Below are 22,627 nucleotides of genomic sequence, written 5' to 3' on the forward strand. Positions count from 1 at the left end.
AGCCGGGCCATGTTGCTCAACCTGTTCAATGAGATGCGTGCGGCGAAGGTGCCGGTCTCGGTGCGCGAACTGCTCGACTTGCACCACGCCATGCAAAAGGGCGTGGTGTTCGCCGATATGGACGCCTTCTACTATTTGGCTCGCGCCATTCTGGTGAAGGACGAGCGGCATTTCGACAAATTCGATCGCGCATTCGCCGCCTACTTCAAGGGCCTGGAAAACCTCGACCAGCACATCGAGGCACTGATCCCCGATGAGTGGCTGCGCAAGGAATTCGAGCGTTCGCTCAGCGATGAAGAGCGCGCGCAGATCCAGTCGCTAGGTGGCCTGGACAAGCTCATCGAGGCTTTCAAGCAACGCCTTGCAGAACAGAAAGAACGCCATGCCGGTGGCAACAAGTGGATAGGCACCGGCGGCACCAGCCCATTCGGCTCAGGCGGCTACAACCCTGAGGGCATTCGCGTTGGCGACGCCGGCAAGCGCCAGGGCAAGGCAGTCAAGGTGTGGGACCAGCGCGAATACAAGAACCTCGACGACCAGGTGGAACTGGGCACCCGCAACATCAAGCTGGCCCTGCGCCGGCTGCGCAAATTCGCCCGCCAAGGCGCCGCCGAAGAACTGGATATCGACGGCACCATCGACCATACCGCGCGTGACGCTGGGCTTCTGAATATCCAGATGCGTCCTGAGCGGCGCAACACGGTAAAGCTGCTGTTGCTGTTCGATATTGGCGGCTCGATGGATGCGCACGTCAGAGTGTGCGAAGAGTTGTTCTCGGCCTGCAAGACCGAATTCAAGCACCTGGAGTATTACTACTTCCACAACTGCGTGTATGAATCGGTGTGGAGGAACAACCTGCGCCGTACGTCGGAGCGCTTCTCAACGTTCGACCTGCTGCACAAATACGGGGATGACTACAAAGTGGTGTTCGTCGGTGACGCCGCCATGGCGCCCTACGAAATCACCCAACCGGGTGGCAGCGTAGAGCACTGGAACGAAGAAGCTGGTTATGTGTGGATCCAGCGTTTCATGGAGAAATTCAAGAAGATCATCTGGATCAACCCTTACCCCAAGCAGGCCTGGGATTACACGGCTTCCACGCAGCTGGTGCGTGAGCTGATCGAAGACAAGATGTACCCGCTGACCTTGCAGGGGTTGGAGGAAGGCATGCGGTACCTGTCCAAGTAGCCAGAGGGCTGCCTGGCAGCCCTTACCACTCACGCCCAACGCTGACCATAGGCCTGATGCTGCTGCCAGGCCTGGTCCTGCACCACCGCCCTGAACCGCACCTGCGTCCCCGGCATGCACTGCGCCAGCTCAGCCAACGCCAAAGGCGTCAGCGCCCCCAGCCGCGGGTAACCGCCTATGGTCTGTCGGTCATTGAGCAATACGATCGGCTGCCCGTCCGGCGGCACCTGCATCGCCCCCAGCGGGATACCTTCGGAAATCATCGGCTTGCCTTGGTAAACCAACTGAGGCCCCAGCAGGCGGATGCCCATGCGATCGGCGCGGCTGTCCAGTGTCCAATCACGGTTGAAAGCATCGAACAGGCTGATACCGCTGAAGTCACCGATCTGCGCGCCCATCACCAGGTCGAGCGACGGCTTTTGTGCATAAACCGGACGCAACTGCGCCGGCACCTCGCGCAGGGCGGGTGAAGCACCGAGGTAGGCCAGGGCCTGCCCTTGCGCCAGTGCACTGCCGTCACCCTCGATCCCCCCCAGTGCTTCGCGCACGACCGTGGCACAACTACCCAACACCTGTTCACCAAGAAACCCGCCCGGCGCCGCCAGATACGCGCGTACCCCATGCTTGGGCTGTTTGAGGATCAGGCGCTGGCCTTGGGCCAGGGCAAAGCTGCGCCAGGGCAGCAGTGGCTGATCGTCTACCCGTGCGTCCAGGTCCGCCCCAGCTAGCGCCAGTACACAATCCTGCTCGGCCACCAGAGTCAGGCCGCCCAGCGCCACCTCGACCACCGGCGCGCTTAGTGGGTTACCGAGCAGCCAATTGGCCCAGTGCATCGCTACCCAGTCCAACGCCCCGCCTTGAGTCACCCCCAAGTGGCGCACACCGAAGCGACCAGCATCCTGCAACTGACACAACGCATTACTGGCCTCGATCCTCAAGCGCTTCATGCCTGTCTCTCCACATCCCCACCCAGGGCCATAAACTCGGCCCGCGACACCGCCACGAAACGCACGCGATCACCGGGTTGCAGCAGGCTATAACCCTCGCGCTCACGATCGAACAGGCGCACCGCAGTGCGGCCGATCAGGTTCCAGCCTCCTGGCGACACAGCCGGGTAAGCGGCTGTCTGGCGTTCGGCGATACCGACGCTGCCGGCCGCTACCCGCTTGCGCGGCGTGCTCAGGCGCGGGCTGGCCAGGCGCTCGTCGACCAGCCCCATGAACCCGAAACCTGGGGCAAAGCCCAAGGCAAATACCGGGTACTCGCGCTGGCTATGCAGGCGGATCACCTCGGCTTCACTCAGCCCTGTGCGAGCGGCCAGTACGGGTAATTCCGGGCCAACGCTGACGTCGTACCAAACCGGGATTTCATGACGCTGGCCCGTATTACCGGTGTCCGCCTGCAGCCCCGTCAACGCCTGGCCGATCAGCGCTCTGGCCTGACGCGGTGGCAGGTCCGATTGCAGCATCAGCGTGGTATAGGAAGGCACCAGGTCCACTAGATGCTTACCGAACGCAGCGCTCAGCCGCTGACTGGCGGCAAGCACCCAGGGCATATTGGCCTCGTCTATCCGGTCGAACAGGCGCACCATCAGGCTGTCGATGGCCACCACCTCGATACGCAGCGTCATCACAGCGCCAACCCCTCCAGTGCCTGACGGATCTGCCGCACCGCAGCCACCGAACTGTCGTTGTCGCCGTGCACGCACAGGGTACTGGCTGCAAGTTTCAATGCACTGCCATCGTCCGCCACCAGCGCTTGCCCCCTGGCCAGGCGCAGCGCCTGCTCGATCACCCGAGCCGGCTCATGGTGCACCGCCCCAGGCAGGCGCCGCGACACAAGGTGGCCGCTGGCGGTGTAGGCGCGGTCGGCAAAGGCTTCGAACCACAGCGGCACCCCCACTTCATCGCCCAACGCCTGGGCCGCGCGGTTGTCGGCAGTGGCCATGAGCACCAGCGGCAGGCCGCTCTGATAGGCTGCCACGGCCTCCAACACGGTGCGCAGTGTGCGCGGGTCAGCCATCATGTCGTTGTACAGCGCGCCGTGGGGCTTCACATACGCCACGCGGCCGCCGAGCACCTTGCAGATGCCATCCAGAGCGCCGACCTGGTAATGCAGCAGGTCGCGGATTTCTTCAGCGCTGCAGGCCATCGAGCGGCGGCCGAAGCCGACCAGGTCCGGGTAGGCCGGGTGAGCCCCGATGGTCACATTATGCTCCAGCGCCAAGGCGACGGTACGTCGCATGATGCTCGGATCGCCTGCGTGGTAACCACAGGCTATGTTGGCGCAGTCGATATGGGGCATGACCTCGGCATCCAGGCCCATGCGCCAGCTGCCGTAACTTTCGCCCATGTCGCAATTGAGTAGCAGGGGTTTCACCAGATGTGCTCCCGTGACGGTGTTCATAGGCCTACCTTACCGCGCCTGCAACTGTTTGCCGCGTGTTTCCGGCAAGCTCAGCGCTGCGATGATCACTACGCCATAGGACACTGCAGCGAACACGCCAATGCCCAGGCCCAGGGGGATCTTCTGGCCAAGCAAGCCGATCATCAGCGGAAACAGCGCAGCGATGACCTTGCCGATGTTGTAGCAAAAGCCCTGCCCCGAACCCCGTACACGCGTGGGAAACAGTTCGGTGAGAAAGGCGCCCATACCGCTGAAAATCCCCGAGGCGAAGAAACCCAATGGCAAGCCCAGCCACAGCATCACTGCATCACTGACGGGCAGCTGGGTGTACAGCAGCACGATGATGAACGAACCCACCGCGAACAGAATGAAATTCTTCTTGCGCCCCAGCAGATCGCAAAGATAGGCACTGATCACATATCCGACATAGGAGCCGACGATCACCATCGCCAGATAGCCGCCGGTGCCCAACACGCTCAGGCCACGTTCGTTCTTGAGGAAGGTGGGCAACCATGAAGTGATGGCGTAGTAGCCACCCAGCGCACCGGTGGTCAGCAACGACGCACGCACGGTAGTCCAGAGCATGCTGGGGCCAAAAATCTCATAGAAGTGCGCAGGTGCCTCGGTTTTTTCCACCGCTTTGGCCTGGCGGTACACCTGAGGGTCTTTCACCAGGCGGCGCACGAAGATCACGAAAATCGCCGGCACCAGGCCTAGCAGGAACAACGCACGCCAGGCCTGCTCGGCCGGCAGCCAGGAGAACAGCAGCGCATAGAGTATCGCCGTCAGGCCCCATCCAATGGCCCAGCCCGACTGCACCATACCCACCGCCTTGCCACGGTCCTGGGCGCGGATGACCTCCCCTATCAACACCGCGCCTGCCGTCCATTCGCCGCCAAAACCAAAGCCCATCAAGGTACGGGCGATCAGCAGTTGCTCGTAGCTTTGAGCCAAGCCGCAGAGGAAGGTGAAGAAGGCAAACCACAACACTGTCAGTTGCAAGGTACGCACACGTCCGATGCGGTCGGAGAGGATACCCGCGACCCAGCCCCCGATTGCCGACGCGATCAATGTGCTGGTGTGGATCAGCCCGGCCTCGGCGGTGCTGATGCCCCACAGCATGATCAGCGTAGGGATCACGAAGCTGAGCATCTGGGTGTCCATGCCGTCCAGGCCGTAGCCAATCTTGCAGCTCCAGAATGTGCGTCGTTGCTGGGAGTCGATGTCACGGTACCAGGCGAACGGCCCGGTCGAAGCAGGGGATTGCACCTGCTGCTGCACGCCACTTGGGTTCATGCTTGCCTCGGCTTGTTGATATTGTTTTATGGGCGACGTCAGGCGTCGCGGCCTGGCTTAATGTTCAGAGGCGCCGCCGCCTGAGTCCAACGAGAAAAACCGCCGGTCTGGAACAAGAAAAACTGATCATGAACCTTCGCTTCCTCGAAACTTTCGTGTGGGTCGCCCGGCTCAAGAGCTTCCGTCTCACCGCCGATAGGCTGTTCACTACACAGGCGTCGGTATCCAGCCGCATTGCCGCACTGGAAGCTGACCTTGGGGTAAAACTGCTGCTGCGCGACTCGCGCGGGGTCAGCCTGACACCTGAGGGCAGCAAAGTGCTGGAGCACGCCGAGCGCATGCTGGAAACGGCAAAGGCCATGAAGCAGTCACTGGACAGCGACCGGGCCAAGGTCGGGCGAATTCGCCTAGGCGTGATGGACACGGTGATCCATACCTGGATGAGCGGCTTGGTGGCGGAGTTGAGCGAGCGCTACCCGCAGGTCGAAATCGAGCTGGTTGCCGACACCGCGTTGAATCTGCGCGAGCAGTTGCAGAAGGGCTTTCTGGACCTGATCCTGCAGACCGACCTGCTACGCGAACAGTCGATCCGCAGCCAGGACCTGGCGCGCTACCCGATGGGCTGGGTGGTGGCGGCCAACTCGGTGTACCAGCGCGGTTATGACTCATTGGCCGAGCTTGGCCGCGAGCGGATCGTCACTTTCTCGAAAAACTCCAGGCCGCACCAGGAGGTACTCACCCTGCTACAAGCGGCCGGAGCCCAGGCGCCTCGGTTGAACTGTGTGAACTCGGTCGCGGCGATCACGCGGCTGCTGCGCGATGGTTTCGGCATTGGTGCTTTGCCACCGGCGCTGGTGGCCACTGAGCTGGCACGGGGTGAGCTGGTGCTGCTCAATGGGTTACCGTCACCGCCGAGCCTGGAGCTGGTGGTGGCCTGGCAGACCGGCGTGGCATTGGTGGACGAGGTGGTCGGGGTGTGCCGGCAAGTACTCGAACGTTATGCGCGGGAAGTAGGCGAACAGCGGATAGTGCTGGCCTGACAGTTGTGCTCCGCCTGCACCGCCCCTTTCGCGGGCAAGCCCGCTTCACAGCAAGCTGGCCCCCAGAGGCAGGGATACTCCTGTGAGTGCGCTTGGCAACAGAGCAATCAGCGCCAGCTCTCTTTCACCGTGCCTCGGCGGCGCCCACCCAGGATCACCCAGCCGATTCCCAACAGCAGGCTCTCGACCACGAAGGCCAGCAAGAAGCCAACACCGATACCCCAGCCAATGGCCTCGGGTACCAGCAAAATCTGGTAGCTGTAGCCTTTGAGCGTCTCTTCGCGCAGTTGCCGGTCTGGCTGTACCAGCACATGCCAGGTGCGGCTCAGCCACGACCCCTGCAGTGCCTGCCACTCGTCCTCCAGGCGTTGATTGCGAATCAGCAGGCTCTCGATGCTGTTGGCATCGCTGAGGAACACCGGGTCGTCACTGGCGCGGTAATGGCGTACCAAGGCCTGCAGATCCCCGTTGAAAAAACGCTCGGCAGTCTGCTTGAAGCCGTCCAGCGCCTGGCGTGACTCGAACAGGTGAGCCTCGGTTCGCTGGCTATAGTCCTTGACCAGCCCGGGCACCTGGATACCGGCCAGCAGGCCGAAGGTGAACAACAGCAAACGCAGATAACTGATGAACATGCAGCGTCCTTAGCTCTGGCCTTGCGAAACGCACTCTCCATGCCGCCACAATGCCCACTGGCCGGGCTCGTAGCGGTTCCAGGTTTCGTTCTCGGTCAACGCCTCGGTGGCGATGACGGTGACTACGTCGTTGGGGGTCGTTTGGGTGTGAAAATCGACAATCAGGTCGACATCTTTCAAACGGGCTGCGCCAAATGGTGCGCGCCGGGTGATGTGCACCAGCTTGGTCGAGCAGAAGCAAAAAAGCCAGTCGCCATCGCTGAGCAGGCAATTGAACACCCCTTTGCCGCGATACGCCGCGCACGCCTCCACCAGCACAGGCAGCAGTTGTTCGACCTCCACGGGCTCTGGGAAGGCCGCACGGACGCGGTTGAGCAGGTCGCAGAAGGCCGCCTCACTGTCGGTATCGCCGACCGGGCGATAGAACGTGGCCTGGCCTTTGAATTCACCCAACTGGCCATTGTGCGCGAAGCACCAGTTGCGCCCCCACATTTCGCGCACGAAGGGGTGAGTGTTCGACAGGCACACACGACCTACGTTGGCCTGGCGAATATGGCCGATCACCACTTCGCTTTTGATCGGGTAGCGCTGCACCAGGTTAGCGACTTCCGACTCACTGCTTGCTGCCGGGTCCTGGAACAGGCGCAGGCCGCGCCCCTCGTAGAAGGCGATGCCCCAGCCGTCACGGTGCGGCCCGGTGCGCCCACCGCGCTGCATCAAGCCGGTGAAGCTGAAGACGATGTCGGTTGGGACGTTGGCACTCATGCCCAGCAATTCACACATAGCAGTACCTGATTTTACAGCCGTGGCTCGACCCGGCCGCGACCGGCGGCTGGCGCGGCAGGTGGCGGATCGTCGCGATAACGGTCGTTGCGCTCGGCGGCCAGCGGCGTTTGCACCACGGCATTGTCCTCGGCCGCGCGGCGCTCAGCAGCCGCCTGTGCCATGGCGCGGCGCTCGCGGGCGCGCTTTTCCAGCGGCCAGCGCACCAGCACGAAGACGATGTAGAGGGCAAAGGCGAACATGCCATACATGGCGAAATCGGAAATCGCTCGCCAGGCATTGTTGCCGACCTTGAACGCCAGATCCAAAGCGGTGATGGCGATGGCCGGAGCGAAACTGTCTTTGACAGGGTCAACGATGGTCGGCGTGAACAGCAGCACCGCCAGGATCACCCGCAGCGGTTCGCGCAGCCAGCGCCACATCCAGCCAGTGAGTTTGAAGCCCACCAGCAGGCAGCCCAGCGCCGCGACAACGTAGAGGCCCCAGGCAAAGGTGTAGTCGTTCTCGATCATGGTGTTGGTGCAAGCCAGGCAAATAGATGCCTATGATAAACACATTTCAGGGCGCAGACAGCGTCCCATGCTCCGGTCAAGAGATCCCCGATGCCAACCAAGCCCCAGCCCCCCATTGCTCACCAAGACCAAACCGGCGACCCCTATGCCTGGTTGCAACAACGCGACACCCAGCAGGTGCTCGATTATCTGCAAGCGGAAAATGCCTATCAGCAAGCCTGCCTGGCCGACCAGGCGCCGCTGCGCGAGCAGTTGTTCGAAGAGATCAAAAGCCGCATATTGGAAACCGACCTGTCGCTGCCTTCGCCCTGGGGCCCGTACCTTTACTACACCCGTACCACCGCAGGTGACGAGTACCCACGCCATTACCGCTGCCCACGCCCGGCGGACGATTCCAATACGGTCGATCAAAGCCAGGAACAACTGCTGCTCGACCCCAACGCCCTGGCCAACGGCGGTTTCCTGTCGCTGGGCACGTTCAACGTCAGCCCCGACCACCGCCTGCTGGCCTACAGCCTGGACACCAGCGGCGATGAAATCTACACCCTGTATGTCAAGGATCTGGCCAGTGGCAACCTGACCACCCTGCCCTTCGACGACTGCGACGGCAGCATGACTTGGGCCAACGACAGTCAGACCCTGTTCTTCGCCCAGCTCGACGACACCCATCGCCCTTGGCGCCTGCGCCGCCATACGCTGGGCGAAGCTCAGGCCAGCACGGTGTTCGAAGAACCGGACGGGCGGTTTTTCCTGCATTGCTACCGCACCAGCTCCGAGCGCCAATTGGTACTGCTGCTCAACAGCAAGACCACCAGCGAAGCCTGGGTGCTCGATGCCAGTACCCCTCAAGCGGCGTTCACCTGCCTGGCTCCACGGGTAGAGGGCCATGAGTACTTCCCTGATCACGGCCAGCTCGATGGCCAGTGGCACTGGTTCATCCGCAGCAACCGGCAAGGCATCAACTTCGCCCTCTATCATGCCCCAGCCACTTCGGTCCCGACCCAGGAGCAATGGCAGGTGCTGGTGCCGCATCGCGATGACACCATGATCGAGGGCTTGAGCCTGAACGCCCAGGCGCTCACCTTGAGCCTGCGCGAGGGCGGCCTGCCCATCATCGAGGTGCGGCCACAAGGCCTTCCAGCCTACCGCGTGGACCTCCCGGATGCTGCCTACAGCCTGTATGTGCAAGACAGCCTGGAATTCGACAGCAAGCGTATACGCCTGCGCTACGAAGCCCTCAACCGCCCCGCCCAGGTGCGCCAGTTGGAGCTGGCCACCGGTGCCCAGGCAGTGCTCAAGCAAACCCCTGTGCTTGGCCCGTTCGACGCCGACGCTTACGTCAGTGAGCGCCTGTGGGCCACCGCTGCCGATGGCACTGAGGTGCCGATCAGCCTGGTGCGCCGCCGCGAAGACCAGGGTAAGGCCGTGCCACTCTACCTGTATGGCTATGGCGCCTACGGCGAAAGCCTGGACCCATGGTTCTCCCACGCTCGCTTGAGCCTTTTGCAGCGTGGCGTGGGCTTTGCCATCGCTCATGTGCGTGGTGGCGGCGAACTGGGCGAGGCCTGGTACCGCGCTGGCAAGCAGGAACACAAACACAACAGCTTCAGCGACTTCATCGCTTGTGCCGAGCACTTGATCAGCCAAGGCGTCACGGCGCCCGAGCGGCTGGCCATCAGCGGCGGCAGCGCCGGTGGCTTGCTGATGGGCGCGGTACTGAATTTGCGCCCGGAATTGTTCCGTTGCGCCATCGCTGAGGTGCCGTTCGTCGATGTGCTCAATACCATGCTCGACCCTGAACTCCCCCTCACCGTCACGGAGTACGACGAATGGGGCAACCCGCAGGACCCTGAGGTGTATGCACGGATCAAGGCCTATGCACCTTACGAAAATGTCAGTGCCCAGGCTTACCCAGCCATGCTGGTGATAGCCGGCTACAACGACAGCCGCGTGCAGTATTGGGAGGCGGCCAAATGGGTAGCGCGCCTGCGAACGCTCAAGACCGACGACAATCTGCTGCTGCTCAAGACCGAGATGGGCGCCGGGCATGGCGGCATGAGTGGGCGATACCAAGGGCTGCGCGATGTGGCACTGGAATATGCGTTCGTGCTTGGCGAGCTGGGCGTTGCGTGAGGGTATGGCGCCCCACAGCCCTGATGCCACCCCTCATCGATCATCCTGCACTGGTGGTTTGCCTGTCTCCTGACGCAAACCCGGCAAATCCTGATCCTTCGGCGGCCCTGGCACCGGCATCGGCGGCAGCAAGGGCGCACCTGGTGCGCCGTTGTAGGCCTTCGGTGGCGTGCTGGGGGTGATCTGCGGATAAGGCGTAGGCGTCGGCGTACCCGGCGCACCGGGTACCGTTGTGTTAAGCCGAGTGGGCGTACCCGTCGCTTGCGCCGCAGGCATGGCAGCGACAAGCAGCAGGGCGAGGAGCGCGTGGTACATCAGCAACCTCCTGTCGGGAACCTTTGAACAGGCTACGCCTATATTCAGGTTTTCGCCTGTCCGCCTGCCCTGCAAGCGCGCTAGACTCAATGGCATAACCGTCATCTGCCTGATCAGCACAAAGGAAACACCATGAGTTCGGCTTCTACCTCCGCCGCCACCGCCCGCCTCGACCGCATCCTCGCCGACGCCAAGCGCGACAAGGAGATGGGCTACCGCGACAAAGCCCTGAAGATGTACCCGCACGTGTGTGGCCGCTGTGCCCGTGAATTCTCCGGCAAGCGCCTGAGCGAGTTGACCGTGCATCACCGTGACCACAATCACGACAACAACCCGCAAGACGGCTCCAACTGGGAGCTGCTGTGCCTGTACTGCCACGACAACGAACACTCGCGCTACACCGACCAGCAGTATTTCAGCGAAGGCTCCACCAGCACCCCAAGCATCGCCAAAGCCACCCACAACCCGTTTGCCGGGCTGGCGGGCATGCTTAAAAAGGACTGACTGTCACCCTGCCCACCGCAGTTGCCGGCAAGCCCGTATAATCGCGCTTTTTTTTCGTGAAGGGCCCCGGCACGTGGCAAACAAACGGTACAGCTGCATTGGCCTGTTCAACCCCAAATCTGCGCAGAACGTTGGTTCGGTGATGCGCGCCGCGGGTTGCTACGGGGTCAACTCGGTGTTCTACACCGGCAAGCGCTATGAACGCGCCCGCGACTTCGTCACCGACACCAAGCGAGTGCACTACGACATCCCGCTGATCGGCATCGACGACCTGCAACGCATCATTCCGCTGGGCTGCACCCCGGTGGCAGTCGAGCTGGTGGACGGCGCACGGCCGCTGCCCGAGTACACTCACCCGGATCGGGCGATCTATATCTTCGGGCCTGAGGATGGCTCGTTGAGCGATGAAGTGCGCGGCTGGTGCGAAGAAACCATCTACATCCCCACTCAGGGTTGCATGAACCTGGCGGCGACGGTCAACGTGGTGTTGTATGACCGTATGGCCAAAGGTCTGAATACCCGCTCTGGGCCAAAATTCAAGTAAGCCGCTACCCCCTTGGGCAAACCGAGTGAACGGTGATCCGAACCTGCAGGTCAGCTGTGAACATTACACACGGAGGGCTTGTCATGCTTGATATCCATTCCAACCAGAAACGCGAGCCACACAATGTTCACGGCCTGGAGCGGGCGGGGTCATTGGCCGGCGGCGCGCTGATGTTCACCAAAGGCCTGCGCCACGGCGGGCTGCTCGGGCTTTTGCAGATGGCGGTCGGCGGCCTGGCGGTTGCCCGCGGCATCAGTGGGCACTGCGCGACCAAGGCCTGGTGGCAGAAACATCGCCAGGAATATCAGCGCTTGCGCTCAGACATTCAGCGCAGCGCAGCGGACCTCGAGGCGCTCAAGGCCAGCGCCGAGGCGGCCACCAGTGGGGTGACGGTTACCGGAAAAGACCCTTTGACCGGCAGCTGATCGCCCTGCAGCGTGCCAGGCTCATTTGCCGGTGATGCCGCTGCCACACGGCTACTGCAGGGCCTTGCTCTGCAGTACTTCAGAACGGCGCCCCAGTACGCTCTCGCTAATCTGTACAAATTCTTCGGTGCTCACGCTGGGCAGGCGCATCAGTGCACGCGTCACATCATCCAGGGAGCGCTTGGCCTGGGTATGGATGCGGATCTCCTTGTCCAGCGCTTGCAACAACATCACCCCGCGTGCCACTTGCGCCGGGCTGGCATGCGCTGCGCGCAATTGGCTGACCTTGCCCCCGTGCTTTTGCAAGCGCGCCTGCAAGACTTCGTAGCGATCATCGCTGATACCTCCGGCACGGCGCAGCAGTTCGGTGGCGTAGTACTCGGTCAGGCTCTCACCCAACCAGTCGCTGTTATCGCCCACGCGGATTTGCGCAAACAGCTGCACCAGCTCGCGCACCAGTGTGCTGCTACCATTCTCGCTGACCATTGGCCGGCTGCTGTGCAGGTAGATTGAGCCAGAGGCGGCTGCCGCCCCACGCCACATGCCGTCACGGGCGCCCACTACCAGTAGCTTGGCCGGATTGCGTGGGAACACTGCCTGCAGTTGCGGCCAAACGAAGGTCATCAGGGTCAGGCTGTCCATCCGTCGCATGCCCTGCCCCACTGGCGCTGCCACGGTTACATCCGTCTGGCCAAGGCGCGCACGGCGGCTACCAAGCTCCCCTGCGAGCATCCAGCCAGTCGGGCGATCGAACAGCCGGGATACGTTATCGACGCGGAACTTGTCCTTGCCAATGCGCGGCCAGGCGGTCTCGATGCTTTTCCAACCCTCGGGCAGGTCAACGCTCAGCCGCGCCACCAACTCGGTGCCGTCTTGCTGGTCGAGCCGTGCAGGAGGCACCAGCTGATCACCGAGGAACAACGCCCAGTGGGGGGTGATGCGTGACGAGAAGGCGCCGCTGCGCAGCTTCTGGTCCAGCTTCACACGGTAGCTGAGGCTGGTCTTGCCCGCTGCCGGGTGCCATACACCACGCTCGCCCTGCTGCTGCCACTGGCCATCAGCCTGAAAGCCGCTGTAGGCTCCGCTGTTTCCCAAGTCGAAGTCCAGGCTACGCACGGCACTGCCTTCAGCCAAGGTCAGGCGCACTTCGGCCTGGCCATTGGCAGGTAACAAGCGCACCTGATAATCGAGGTCGACTTTTTTCGCCCAGGCCGACGAACAGGCCACAAGCCCTAGCAGCAACACCCACTGGCAACGCATAGCGAAACTCCTTGTTACTCAGAGGCGACGGGGGCGCCACTCAGCTGGCGCGGAAAATCAGGTGGTCTTCCCAGTCGTCTTCGTCCACTTCATGCTCACTGAGCATACGCCCAGCTTGTGAAATGCGCTGTTCATGCACTTGCTTGCGGTCACCGCAAACCAAGTGATGCCAATCAGGCAGGTCCTTGCCTTCGCTGACCAGGCGATAGCCACAGGTGCTTGGCAGCCACTTGAACTGGTCTGCCTTGCCCGGCGTGAGCTGGATGCAGTCCGGAACGTGGGCGAAGCGGTTGGGATAATCGCTGCACTGGCAGCTCTGAAGGTCCAGCAGTTTGCAGGCAATACGGGTGTAATAGACGCTGTTGTCGTCTTCGTCCTCAAGCTTTTGCAAGCAACACAGGCCGCAGCCGTCACACAGTGACTCCCACTCTTGCGGGCTGAGTTGTTCGAGGGTCTTGCGCCGCCAGAACGGCGTGCTGTCAGCGATCATCACACAGGTTTCCTGCACTCATCTTTCAGGCCGCGGTGCGCGGCGGCGCCAGTCTAGAGCCTGGCCTTCGGCAACGCTAGACCGCTTGTCAGTACCAGGAGCCCGCTGGTGCAAGCGGGCCTGCCCCTAGGTGGCAAGTGCTGGCCAGATCAATAACCCCGGGCGAAGTCGACTTCCCCGCGCAACGCCTGCCCTTGGGCATAGGCCTGCAGATTGTCCGCAAACAATCGCACCATGGCCGCGGGCGAAGTCGGTGCCGAGCTGTGCCCGGTCAGCAGCAACCCCCAGGCCGTCCAGAATGGATGGCGCTGCGGCAGGGGCTCCTGCCGGCAGACGTCGATCACCGCCCCAGCCAGATGCCCCTGCTTGAGCGCCTCGACCAGGTCGGCATCGACCACCGCTGCGCCGCGCCCGGCATTGATGAACAGTGCTGTTGGCTTGAAGCAGCGCAGCAATGCAGCGTCATACAGGTCGTGGGTAGCCGGGGTGTCGGGCAGCAGGTTGAGCACGTAGTCCACTTCCCCGACCATCCGAGGCAAGTCCGCCAGGCCCGCCACTTCGACGAACGGCGCTTGCTCGCGTGCGCTGCTGGCAATGCCGTACAGGCTCACACCGAACGGCACGAGAAATTCAGCCACCCGCTGGCCGATATCGCCGGTACCGACGATCAGCGCTTTGCGCCCCTCCAGCGTGCGCCCTGGTCGATCATCCCAGCGCCGCTCAACCTGGCTGACCAGGCGCGACAGCACTTCGCGCTCATGGCCGAGCATGTAGGTCAGCATGTATTCAGCCATGACCTGGCCAAAAATGCCCACGGCGCGGCTCAGCCGGTAGTCCCGCGGCAACCCCTCGGCCAGCAATGGGGTGATGCCAGCCCAGGTCGACTGCACCCATTGCGGTTTGTGGCCCTGGCGTAAAAGGCTCGCCAGCAGGTCTGGCTGGCCGAGCCATACCGGGCAGTCGGGTGCCTGGCGGGCGAGCTCGGCCGAGTCGCCACTGGTCAGGACCTGCAGCTCGGGCATCACTTGGCGTAACAGCGAGGTATATCGAGCATGATCATGCTCGGCGATCAGTACCCGCATGGTCAGGCCGGGTCGTTACGGCGCAGCAGCTCTTCGGGCAGGTGCTCGATGTACTCATCGTCCGGCGGCGGCATCTGCAGGTGGTAACCCTGGTTGTCCAGGTTTTCCAGCACCTTGGTGATGTCTTCACGTGCCAGCTTGCGCTCGGGGCCGAGCACCAGGTCGAAGGCATGCTGCGGCGTGCCGAAGAACGGCAGCAGGGCTTCAGGCACGCGCTCCAGGCCGTCGGCCTTGAGCACATAAAGGTACATTTCGTTCTTGCGTGGGCTTTTGTAAATCGAGCAGATACGTTTCATTGTGACTCTCCAGCGCCTGCAAGGTCATCCAGCAGGGCCTGGCCCATCCGCTCACGGCGCCAGCCGCGCAGCGAATCGGGCAATTGATAGGGGCCATTGGGGTAGCCGCTCTTGAGCAGGGCTTCCAGGGCTTTCTTGCGCAGCATCAGCTCAGGCGCAATGCCTAGGCGCTCGCCTTCGGCCTGGCCGATGGCGCGCAGGCGCTTGAGAATACCAGCGGCTTCGATCGGCAGGGGCTCAGGGAGCGGCTGTGGCCATTGCTCCGCTGGCAGGCTGCCCGCGCGCTTGATCAACTCCAGCAACTGGGCGCCGTCCTGGCGAATGGTGCGCGGGTGCATCTCTTCGATCTTGGCCAACGCCGACAAGTTGTCGGGCTGGCTCTTGGCGATGGGCCACAGCGAGTGCTCTTTGAGGATGCGGTTACGGGGCACATCGCGGCTACGCGCTTCACGCTCGCGCCAGGCGCAAAGCTCACGCAGCACAGCCAACTGCTGGCGCCCGAGCTTCCAGGCAAGCTTCACATCGCGGTACAGCATCTGGGGATCGACCTCACGGCGCAACGCCGCCACCAGCTCGGCACCGTCCTCGAGGACCCAGGCGTACTTGTCACCGGACAGGCGCGGCTGCAAAGCCTCGAACAGCTCGGCCAGGTGCACGGCATCTTCGGCGGCGTAGCTGACTTGAGTGTCCGAGAGCGGCCGCTGCAACCAGTCGGAACGGGTTTCACCCTTGGGCAGTTCGATGCCCAGCACCTCCTGCACCAGGCGCGAATAGCCCATGGAGAAGCCCAGGTTCAGGTAACCGGCCGCCAATTGCGTGTCGAACAAGGGTTGCGGCAGCTTGCCAGCCAGGCGCAGCAACACTTCGAGGTCTTCGCTGCAGGCGTGCAGCACCTTGACCACGCTGCTGTCCTCCAGCAGTGCGGCCAAGGGCTGCCAGTCGCCGATGAGCAGCGGATCGATCAGGAAAGCCCTCTGCCCGTCCCCGACCTGAATCAGGCCCGCTTTGGGGTAGAAGGTGTCGACCCGCATGAATTCGGTGTCGAGCGCCACGTAGGGCAGTTCGCGCCACGTGCGGCAGTGTTCGGCCAGGGTCTGGTCGTCACGGATCCAGTGAATTTCGATGGCCACAAGGCTCTCCCACAAACATTGGCGCGCAGTATATACGGCGCGGGCCCTGGGGGTGAAACCTGCGCCATCCCTGGTTTGGATGAACGGCTTCAGCGCTGGGCGGCCAACCACGGCCGGCAGCTGGCAAACATGTCCAGCGACTGCTGGTACACCTCGGTACGCACCTGCAGCAGCCCCAGCATCGAGTGGAACAGGTTGTCCTGGGACAGCGGTGCATCGCTGAGCTTGGCCAGGCACTGGGTGTCGATGCCAAAGTCCTCCTTGTAGCTGTCGGAGAACCAGGTCAGCAAAGGCACATGCTTTTGTTGTTCCGGGGCGATGGCATAGGGCGTACCGTGCAGGAACAGGTTGTACTCGCCCAGCGACTCACCATGGTCGGACAGGTAGATCATGGCGGTGTCGACCTGGTCCTGCTTGCTGCGCAAGGTATCGATCAGCGCAGCCAGAACCTTGTCCGTGTAGGCCAGGGTATTGTCGTAGCCATTGATGATTTCCTGCTGAGTGCATTGGTTCAGGGCATTGCTCTGGCATACCGGGGTGAAGCGTGCGCCCCCATCCGGATAACGTTTGAAGTACTCAGGGCCGTGGCTGCCCATTTGGTGCAGCACCAGCACGGTGTCCTTGTCGAGGTTGTCGAGCAACTCGCTCAGACCCTGCAGCAAAATTTCGTCATGGCACTCGCCGCCGGCGCACAATTGCGGGTCTTTGAGGTTGCTGACATCGATGAACTGCACCCGGTCGCAAGTGCCTTTGCACCCCGACTGGTTATCGCGCCACTGCACGGCCAACCCGGCACGCTGGAGGATGTCCAGCAGCCCTTCACGGTTCTTGGCCACGCGAGCATCGTAGTCTTTGCGCTTCATGCCAGAAAACATGCACGGGACCGAGACGGCCGTTTCGGTCCCGCAGGAATGCACATCGCTGAAACTCAGCAAGCCCTGTTCCTTGGCAAGGTTCGGAGTGGTGTCGCGCCCGTATCCCAGCACACCGAAATGATCGGCTCGTGCACTTTCACCCACCACCAGCACGGTCAATGATTTGCGCGCGTGTTTCTGCCAGGCCCCATCGCGCCTGGCATCTTCGCCATACGACTGGAACGGCCGCGCTGCGGTACCGACGCGCTCGTTGACATAACCGATAGTCGCGCCCACGACATTGCTTGGGGTAAGCATCAGGCGCAGTTCGTGATGATTGCGAAACAGCGACGACAAGCCTTGATAATTGACCAGTGCCACAGAGCCCAATACGACCACGCACGCGCCGCTGACCACCAGTTTGCCCAAGATTTCACGGTGCCACGGGCGGTAGGCGATCTGCGTTTTGTACAACAGTACCGACGGCAGTATGCCAAGCAAAAGTATGTAGACGGCAAACTTGAACGACATCAAGTCGCGCACTTCCGCAATATTGGTTTCGGCCATGTTACGGAACATGCCCGAATCAATCAGCACACCATACTGGTTCATGAAGTAAGCGGCACTTGCGCCACTGATGAACAGCACGGTCAATAGCGGTTTGAATACATAGCGAAAAGCGAACAACGTCAACACTAAATTGAACGCGAACAGCATAAGCACGGCAAACGCCAGGGACAGCCACAGCCCCGTCGGCCCGGCAGGCACCACCTCTTGCAGGTGCCCCCAGAGGAACATGTTCAGACCGACCAGCAGGTAAACACTGGCCAACAGCGTGACCCATTCAGTCCGCAGGGATTTGAAGTTGAGCATCGGCGTTCGCAATCAAGAGTTGTTATCAACCCCAGGGCCGGACGGCACCGTGGGAAAGTTGCGCAACTCTAGAAAGCGCACCATCAATTTTTTGTGAAAAAGACGGTAACAAATCCGTGAGCCGATGCATTTTTAAACTTTCAGTAGATTCTGTTCAGCAACCGTTCAGCCTGGCGAAACCCCGGTCGCTGGGCCACCCAACCACGCAGGCGGCCAAACGCAGCTATCCTCAAAGGTCAGGATCTTAACGACAACCCTGACAGAGGTGAAAAAATGCCAGTTCCGCATGACCTGCTCGCTGACCTGCACATTACCGCTGACGCATTCCAGGCGCTCATAGACAAGGACCAGGACCTTCACAAGCTGCACAAGGAATACAACACCAAAGACAAAGAGGTGCTCGCTGCAGAGGCCAACGGCACCAGCGACGACGCAGTCAACCGCCTGCGCAAGGAGCGGCTGCTGCTCAAGGACAGGATCGAACGAATCATTCATCCGCCTAAAGCCTGAACCTTCCGGTTGCCCCTATCGTCGGCACAGCGGCGATAGGGGCAGCGTTGCTATCCAGCCGCTGAGGCCTTCAGTGCGCCGTCCAGATCCTCGATCAGGTCACGGTAGTCTTCGATCCCCACCGACAAGCGCAACAGGTTCTCGCTGATGCCCATCTCGGCCTTCTGTGCAGGGGTCAACGAGTTGTGCGACATGCTCCAGGAATGGTTGATCATGCTCTCCACCCCTCCCAGGGAGTCGGCAAGCACGAAAATGTGCAGTGCCTCAATCAACCTATTGAGCGCTGCTCTGTCACCACCTTTGACTTTCATGGCTACCACAGCCCCACCGCTACGCATCTGACGCTGGCACAGGGCATGTTGCGGGTGGCTAGGCAGCCCTGGGTAGAACACCTGCTCGACCTGCGGGTGGCCTTCGAGAAAGCGCGCCACTTGTAGCGCATTGGCGCATTGGCGCTCCATGCGCACGTCCAGGGTCTTGATCCCGCGCAGGGCCAGGTAGCAGTCGAATGGCCCCTGAATCGCCCCCACCGCCATGCTGATTTTGCGCAGCCGCCTGAGCAGTTCATCGTTGGCTGCCACCACCACACCGCCAGTCAGGTCGGAATGACCGCCGATGTATTTGCTCGCCGAGTGCATCACCAGGTCTACGCCGAGAGTGATCGGCCGTTGGTTCCAGGGTGAGCAGAAAGTGTTGTCGATGCAGGTCAGGATCCCGCGGGCGCGGGCCAGGTCGCAGACCGCCTGGATGTCCACCAGGTGCAGTAATGGGTTGGTGGGTGACTCGATCCAGATCAACTGGGTTTCGGGCTTGATGGCCGCGGCCACTGCCGCGACATCGTTCAGGTCGACATAGGTGGTGGTCAGGCCCGAAGTACGCCCGCGGAAATCTTCGAGGATGCGAAACGTCCCGCCGTAAACACCGTTCATCACCACCACATGGGCGTCCTTGGGTAACAACTCCAGCACCGTGGCGGTGGCATTGACCCCCGACGCGCAGGCTACCGCGCCGACGCCTTCCTCCAAGGCGGCCACACAGCTTTCGTAGGCATGCCGAGTTGGGTTGCCTACCCGGCTGTAAGCGTACTGTGGGTGGTCATCAAGGCTGCGCTTGATATAGGAACTGGCGGTGTAGATGGGCGGGAAGATGGCGTTGTCGGCAACGCTGGCCTGCTCACCGGCGTGGATGGTACGGGTGGCGAAATTACGCGGCTTGTCAGACATGGTCAGGCCCATTTTTGGCAGAATTCAAGCCTGCAACTATGGCAATAACCTGTTACGGCGGCAATGCTGAAACGCGCAGGAAATTTTCCTAGGCGTAGGGTAGTCTGGGGAAAATATTTCTCGCCGGTTCCCTATCATGGACAGTTTCGACCAACACATCCTCACCCTGCTGCAGCGCGATGCGTCGATCTCGCTGAAGGATCTGGCCGAGGCGGTCAACCTATCGACCACCCCTTGCTGGAAGCGCGTGAAGCGCCTGGAGGAAGACGGCTACATCCTAGGTCGCGTCGCCCTGCTCGACCCCGAACGTTTGGGGCTGGGGCTGACCGTGTTCGTCCAGCTCAAGACTCAACGCCACGACAGCGCGTGGCTTGAGCAATTTGCCAATACGGTGAAAGGGTTCGAGGAGGTGATGGAGTTTTATCGCATGTCCGGGGACTGGGACTACATGCTGCGGGTCGTGGTGGGTGATATCGCAGCCTACGACCGCTTCTACAAAAAGCTGATCACCCGCACAGAGGGGCTGTCGAATATCACCTCCAGCTTTGCGATGGAACAGATGAAGTACACCACGGCCTTCCCGGTGCATCGTGCCTGAAAGGCGCCGACCCCATCGCTGCTGAAGCCGCACCCACTGAGCCTAGGATGCGACGTTAGCCGCTTAGGGGCCAGCAAAAGTATCCATCAATCAGCGGTGAGCACGGCCTCGATCCGATTTCCGGCCTTGGCTTTCTCCAGCTTGATCGCGATGAACTTGGAAGTTGGCGTGTAGGTACCCTCCCCATAACTCTCCAGCGGCACCAGCGGGTTGGTCTCTGGGTAGTACGCCGCTGCCTGGCCATCAGGGATGTCATAAGGCACCAGACGAAAGCCCGACACTCGCCGCTCCACGCCATCCTCCCACAGCGACACCAGGTCAACATGCTCACCGGGCTCAAAGCCCAGGCGGCGGATGTCCGCCTCGCTCACGAACACCACCTCGCGTAGGCCGAACACGCCGCGATAGCGGTCGTCGAGCCCGTACAACGTGGTGTTGTACTGGTCGTGGGAACGCATGGTCTGCAGGATCAGGTCGGGCTTGTCGCCGCGCGCCAACACTTTGGCATTGACCAGTTCTTCAGGCAATGCAACGGGCATGAAGCGCGCCTTGCCGGTGGTGGTTCGGAATTTGCGGTCGGCTGCTTGGTTGCCTAAGTGGAAGCCGCCAGGGTGCTGGATACGTTCATTGAAGTTAGCGAAGCCCGGAATAACGTCGGCGATCATGCTGCGAATACGGCCATAGTCGGCTACCGCGTACTCCCAGTCGATCGGCTCGTTGCCCAGCGTCGCCTTGGCCATGCCGGCAATGATCCAGGGTTCCGAGCGCATGTGCGGCGAGCGCGGGTGCAATTGGCCGTTGGAGATATGCACCATGCTGAAGGTATCTTCCACGGTCACACCCTGCGGGCCCTCGGCCTGCAGATCGATTTCGGTTCGCCCCAGGCACGGCAGAATCAGTGCATCCCGGCCGGTCACCAGATGCGAGCGATTGAGTTTGGTGGAAATCTGCACGGTCAGCGCGCACTTGCGCAGCGCAGCATGGGTACGCGGGGTGTCCGGCGTGGCTTGGGCAAAGTTACCGCCCAGGGCGATGAACACCTTGGCCTGCTCCTGCTCCATCGCCTTGATGGCCAGCACCGCATTGTGCCCGTGAGCACGTGGCACTCGGAAGCGAAAACGCTTTTCGAGCGCGTCGAGCAGCGCCGCCTTGGGCTTCTCATCAATGCCCATGGTGCGGTCGCCCTGCACGTTGCTGTGGCCGCGCACCGGCGACAGGCCAGCGCCGGGTTTACCGACATTGCCACGAAGCAGCTGCAGGTTGACGATTTCCTGCACGGTCGGCACCGAATGGCGGTGTTGGGTGATACCCATGGCCCAACACATGATCACCCGTTCTGCCTTGCGGTACATGCGCGCCGCTAGCTCGATCTCGGCCAGGGTCAGCCCCGACTGTTTGACGATATGCTCCCACGGTGTAGCGTCCAGTGCCGCCAGGTAGTCATCCAGGCCACTGGTGTGCTCGGCAATGAAAGCATGGTCGAACACCGCTGGCTCGCCCTGTGCCTGGGCTTCGCGCTCCCACTGCAAAAGGAACTTGGCGATGCCACGCATGGCCGCCATGTCGCCACCCAGCGCTGGACGGAAGTAGGCACTGCTGGTCGGCTCGGAACCGTTGCTGAGCATTTCAAAGGGGTGCTGCGGGTGCTGGAAGCGTTCCAGGCCACGCTCCTTGAGCGGGTTGAAACACACCACCTGGGCACCGCGCTTGACCGCCTCACGCAGCGGTTCGAGCATGCGCGGGTGGTTGGTGCCAGGGTTCTGGCCGATGACGAAGATCGCGTCTGCCAGTTCCAGGTCGTCATACACCACCGTGCCCTTGCCGACGCCCAGAGTTTCAGCCATGCCGACACCGCTGGCCTCGTGGCACATGTTCGAGCAGTCGGGGAAGTTGTTGGTGCCGTAGGCGCGGACGAATAACTGGTAGAGGAACGCCGCTTCGTTGCTGGCTCGGCCGGAGGTATAGAACTCCGCCTGATCGGGGGACTCAAGCGCGCGCAAATGCTTGGCGATCAGCTCGAAGGCTTCCTGCCAGGTGGTTTCAACGTAGTGGTCGGTGGCCGCGTCGTAACGCATCGGGTGGGTCAGGCGGCCTTGATACTCGAGCCAGTAATCGGTCTGTTCACGCAATGCACTGACGCTGTATCGGGCGAAGAACGCCGGATCCACCGAGCGACCTGTGGCCTCCCAGTTGACTGCCTTGGCGCCGTTCTCGCAGAACTTGACCATGTCGCTTTCCGACGACTCGCCCCAGGCGCAGCCGGGGCAATCGAAGCCACCGTTCTGGTTGGTTTTGAGCATGGCCCGCAGGTTCTTGAACGCGTTGTCACTGCCCAGCCAACTCTTGGTCACGCTCTTGAGCGCGCCCCAGCCCGCAGCGGGGCCGTTGTAGTCCCTGATGTGTCGATCCTGGCTCATGTACTCGATCCTCACGCTTCGATGCTTTTTTTCAGCCTATGGAGCGTAAGAAAGCGCGTCTAATCGAAAGATCTTACGGGGTGATAAGCGGTTTCGATCACCGGGCGGCAGGTTGA

24 protein-coding genes are annotated in these 22,627 nt (G+C 61.8%); 8 read left to right on the top strand and 16 right to left on the bottom strand.

Annotated features, from left to right (window positions below; genetic code table 11):
- The first annotated feature begins 9 nt into the window (after nucleotides 1–9).
- Nucleotides 10–1,188: a VWA domain-containing protein gene (locus tag ACK59H_RS13100; protein ID WP_060479841.1), complete on the top strand. Its 1,179-nt coding sequence runs from the start codon at nucleotides 10–12 to the stop codon at nucleotides 1,186–1,188.
- Nucleotides 1,189–1,217: 29 nt separating this feature from the next.
- On the opposite strand, the gene ACK59H_RS13105 is transcribed toward ACK59H_RS13100, so the two are convergent.
- The 4 genes from ACK59H_RS13105 to ACK59H_RS13120 are packed head-to-tail and all read right to left on the bottom strand — an operon-like array spanning nucleotide 1,218 to nucleotide 4,890.
- Nucleotides 1,218–2,135, bottom strand: a complete 918-nt coding sequence (locus ACK59H_RS13105; protein ID WP_409264480.1) for a biotin-dependent carboxyltransferase family protein — start codon at nucleotides 2,133–2,135, stop codon at nucleotides 1,218–1,220.
- Complete coding sequence (gene pxpB / locus ACK59H_RS13110) at nucleotides 2,132–2,818, bottom strand: 5-oxoprolinase subunit PxpB (protein ID WP_060479839.1); 687 nt, start codon at nucleotides 2,816–2,818, stop codon at nucleotides 2,132–2,134. Before pxpB ends, ACK59H_RS13105 begins: the two co-directional genes overlap by 4 nt.
- Nucleotides 2,818–3,594, bottom strand: a complete 777-nt coding sequence (locus ACK59H_RS13115; RefSeq protein WP_060479838.1) for a 5-oxoprolinase subunit PxpA — start codon at nucleotides 3,592–3,594, stop codon at nucleotides 2,818–2,820. Before ACK59H_RS13115 ends, pxpB begins: the two co-directional genes overlap by 1 nt.
- Before the next feature lie 9 nt (nucleotides 3,595–3,603).
- Entirely contained in the window at nucleotides 3,604–4,890 is a 1,287-nt protein-coding gene (locus tag ACK59H_RS13120) for an MFS transporter (protein WP_060479837.1), read from the bottom strand.
- A 128-nt stretch (nucleotides 4,891–5,018) separates the two neighbouring features.
- Between ACK59H_RS13120 and ACK59H_RS13125 the strand changes: the two genes are divergently transcribed.
- Complete coding sequence (locus ACK59H_RS13125) at nucleotides 5,019–5,930, top strand: LysR family transcriptional regulator (protein ID WP_186478896.1); 912 nt, start codon at nucleotides 5,019–5,021, stop codon at nucleotides 5,928–5,930.
- 107 nt (nucleotides 5,931–6,037) lie between these two features.
- On the opposite strand, the gene ACK59H_RS13130 is transcribed toward ACK59H_RS13125, so the two are convergent.
- Genes ACK59H_RS13130 through ACK59H_RS13140 form a run of 3 tightly spaced genes read right to left on the bottom strand, consistent with a single transcriptional unit; the run spans nucleotide 6,038 to nucleotide 7,857 of the window.
- Complete coding sequence (locus tag ACK59H_RS13130; RefSeq protein ID WP_060480557.1) at nucleotides 6,038–6,562, bottom strand: DUF2937 family protein; 525 nt, start codon at nucleotides 6,560–6,562, stop codon at nucleotides 6,038–6,040.
- Between the two features lie 9 nt (nucleotides 6,563–6,571).
- A complete protein-coding gene (locus ACK59H_RS13135; protein WP_060480558.1) occupies nucleotides 6,572–7,345 on the bottom strand; it encodes a class II glutamine amidotransferase in 774 nt (257 codons plus the stop codon).
- 14 nt (nucleotides 7,346–7,359) lie between these two features.
- Nucleotides 7,360–7,857: a hypothetical protein gene (locus ACK59H_RS13140; RefSeq protein ID WP_060480559.1), complete on the bottom strand. Its 498-nt coding sequence runs from the start codon at nucleotides 7,855–7,857 to the stop codon at nucleotides 7,360–7,362.
- Between the two features lie 90 nt (nucleotides 7,858–7,947).
- On the opposite strand from ACK59H_RS13140, the gene ACK59H_RS13145 reads away from it, so the two are divergent.
- The gene (locus ACK59H_RS13145) at nucleotides 7,948–9,990 is read left to right on the top strand and encodes a S9 family peptidase (RefSeq protein ID WP_060480560.1); all 2,043 of its coding nucleotides are present in this window, start codon (nucleotides 7,948–7,950) and stop codon (nucleotides 9,988–9,990) included.
- A 33-nt stretch (nucleotides 9,991–10,023) separates the two neighbouring features.
- Here ACK59H_RS13145 and ACK59H_RS13150 read toward each other — a convergent pair whose 3' ends face one another.
- A complete protein-coding gene (locus tag ACK59H_RS13150) occupies nucleotides 10,024–10,305 on the bottom strand; it encodes a hypothetical protein (protein ID WP_060480561.1) in 282 nt (93 codons plus the stop codon).
- Between the two features lie 132 nt (nucleotides 10,306–10,437).
- Here ACK59H_RS13150 and ACK59H_RS13155 point away from each other — a divergent pair, with 132 nt between their 5' ends.
- The 3 genes from ACK59H_RS13155 (at nucleotide 10,438) to ACK59H_RS13165 (ending at nucleotide 11,778) form a co-directional block, all read left to right on the top strand.
- Nucleotides 10,438–10,809, top strand: a complete 372-nt coding sequence (locus ACK59H_RS13155; RefSeq protein ID WP_023381762.1) for a YajD family HNH nuclease — start codon at nucleotides 10,438–10,440, stop codon at nucleotides 10,807–10,809.
- Nucleotides 10,810–10,882: 73 nt separating this feature from the next.
- Nucleotides 10,883–11,353, top strand: a complete 471-nt coding sequence (locus tag ACK59H_RS13160; RefSeq protein ID WP_060480562.1) for an RNA methyltransferase — start codon at nucleotides 10,883–10,885, stop codon at nucleotides 11,351–11,353.
- Nucleotides 11,354–11,436: 83 nt separating this feature from the next.
- Nucleotides 11,437–11,778: a DUF2892 domain-containing protein gene (locus tag ACK59H_RS13165; protein ID WP_060480563.1), complete on the top strand. Its 342-nt coding sequence runs from the start codon at nucleotides 11,437–11,439 to the stop codon at nucleotides 11,776–11,778.
- Between the two features lie 51 nt (nucleotides 11,779–11,829).
- Here the strand turns inward: ACK59H_RS13165 and ACK59H_RS13170 are convergent, their stop codons facing one another.
- From ACK59H_RS13170 to ACK59H_RS13195, 6 genes are all read right to left on the bottom strand, one after another.
- Nucleotides 11,830–13,038 carry a hypothetical protein gene (locus tag ACK59H_RS13170; protein ID WP_060480564.1) on the bottom strand — a complete coding sequence of 403 codons (1,209 nt, stop codon included), beginning with the start codon at nucleotides 13,036–13,038 and terminating at the stop codon, nucleotides 11,830–11,832.
- A 40-nt stretch (nucleotides 13,039–13,078) separates the two neighbouring features.
- Nucleotides 13,079–13,528 (bottom strand): YcgN family cysteine cluster protein, encoded by a 450-nt coding sequence (locus ACK59H_RS13175; RefSeq protein WP_060480565.1) that lies wholly within the window; start codon nucleotides 13,526–13,528, stop codon nucleotides 13,079–13,081.
- 149 nt (nucleotides 13,529–13,677) lie between these two features.
- Nucleotides 13,678–14,610, bottom strand: coding sequence for a D-2-hydroxyacid dehydrogenase (locus ACK59H_RS13180; protein ID WP_060480566.1), 933 nt, complete (start codon nucleotides 14,608–14,610; stop codon nucleotides 13,678–13,680).
- Nucleotides 14,611–14,612: 2 nt separating this feature from the next.
- Nucleotides 14,613–14,906, bottom strand: coding sequence for a YcgL domain-containing protein (locus ACK59H_RS13185; protein WP_060480567.1), 294 nt, complete (start codon nucleotides 14,904–14,906; stop codon nucleotides 14,613–14,615).
- Nucleotides 14,903–16,036 (bottom strand): ribonuclease D, encoded by a 1,134-nt coding sequence (gene rnd, locus ACK59H_RS13190; protein ID WP_060480568.1) that lies wholly within the window; start codon nucleotides 16,034–16,036, stop codon nucleotides 14,903–14,905. The genes ACK59H_RS13185 and rnd overlap by 4 nt, the downstream gene beginning before the upstream one ends.
- A gap of 89 nt (nucleotides 16,037–16,125) precedes the next feature.
- Nucleotides 16,126–17,763, bottom strand: coding sequence for a phosphoethanolamine--lipid A transferase (locus tag ACK59H_RS13195; RefSeq protein ID WP_060480386.1), 1,638 nt, complete (start codon nucleotides 17,761–17,763; stop codon nucleotides 16,126–16,128).
- A 273-nt stretch (nucleotides 17,764–18,036) separates the two neighbouring features.
- On the opposite strand from ACK59H_RS13195, the gene ACK59H_RS13200 reads away from it, so the two are divergent.
- Nucleotides 18,037–18,273 carry a YdcH family protein gene (locus tag ACK59H_RS13200; protein ID WP_060480387.1) on the top strand — a complete coding sequence of 79 codons (237 nt, stop codon included), beginning with the start codon at nucleotides 18,037–18,039 and terminating at the stop codon, nucleotides 18,271–18,273.
- 50 nt (nucleotides 18,274–18,323) lie between these two features.
- Here the strand turns inward: ACK59H_RS13200 and ACK59H_RS13205 are convergent, their stop codons facing one another.
- Complete coding sequence (locus ACK59H_RS13205) at nucleotides 18,324–19,508, bottom strand: PLP-dependent aspartate aminotransferase family protein (RefSeq protein ID WP_060480388.1); 1,185 nt, start codon at nucleotides 19,506–19,508, stop codon at nucleotides 18,324–18,326.
- 124 nt (nucleotides 19,509–19,632) lie between these two features.
- Between ACK59H_RS13205 and ACK59H_RS13210 the strand changes: the two genes are divergently transcribed.
- Nucleotides 19,633–20,094, top strand: coding sequence for an Lrp/AsnC family transcriptional regulator (locus ACK59H_RS13210; RefSeq protein WP_060480389.1), 462 nt, complete (start codon nucleotides 19,633–19,635; stop codon nucleotides 20,092–20,094).
- Between the two features lie 86 nt (nucleotides 20,095–20,180).
- On the opposite strand, the gene ACK59H_RS13215 is transcribed toward ACK59H_RS13210, so the two are convergent.
- Nucleotides 20,181–22,511 (bottom strand): FdhF/YdeP family oxidoreductase, encoded by a 2,331-nt coding sequence (locus tag ACK59H_RS13215; RefSeq protein WP_060480390.1) that lies wholly within the window; start codon nucleotides 22,509–22,511, stop codon nucleotides 20,181–20,183.
- Nucleotides 22,512–22,627 lie beyond the last annotated feature (116 nt).

It is taken from the genome of Pseudomonas sp. KCJK9000, from assembly GCF_046230725.1.
GTDB classification, from domain to species: Bacteria; Pseudomonadota; Gammaproteobacteria; order Pseudomonadales; family Pseudomonadaceae; genus Aquipseudomonas; species Aquipseudomonas promysalinigenes.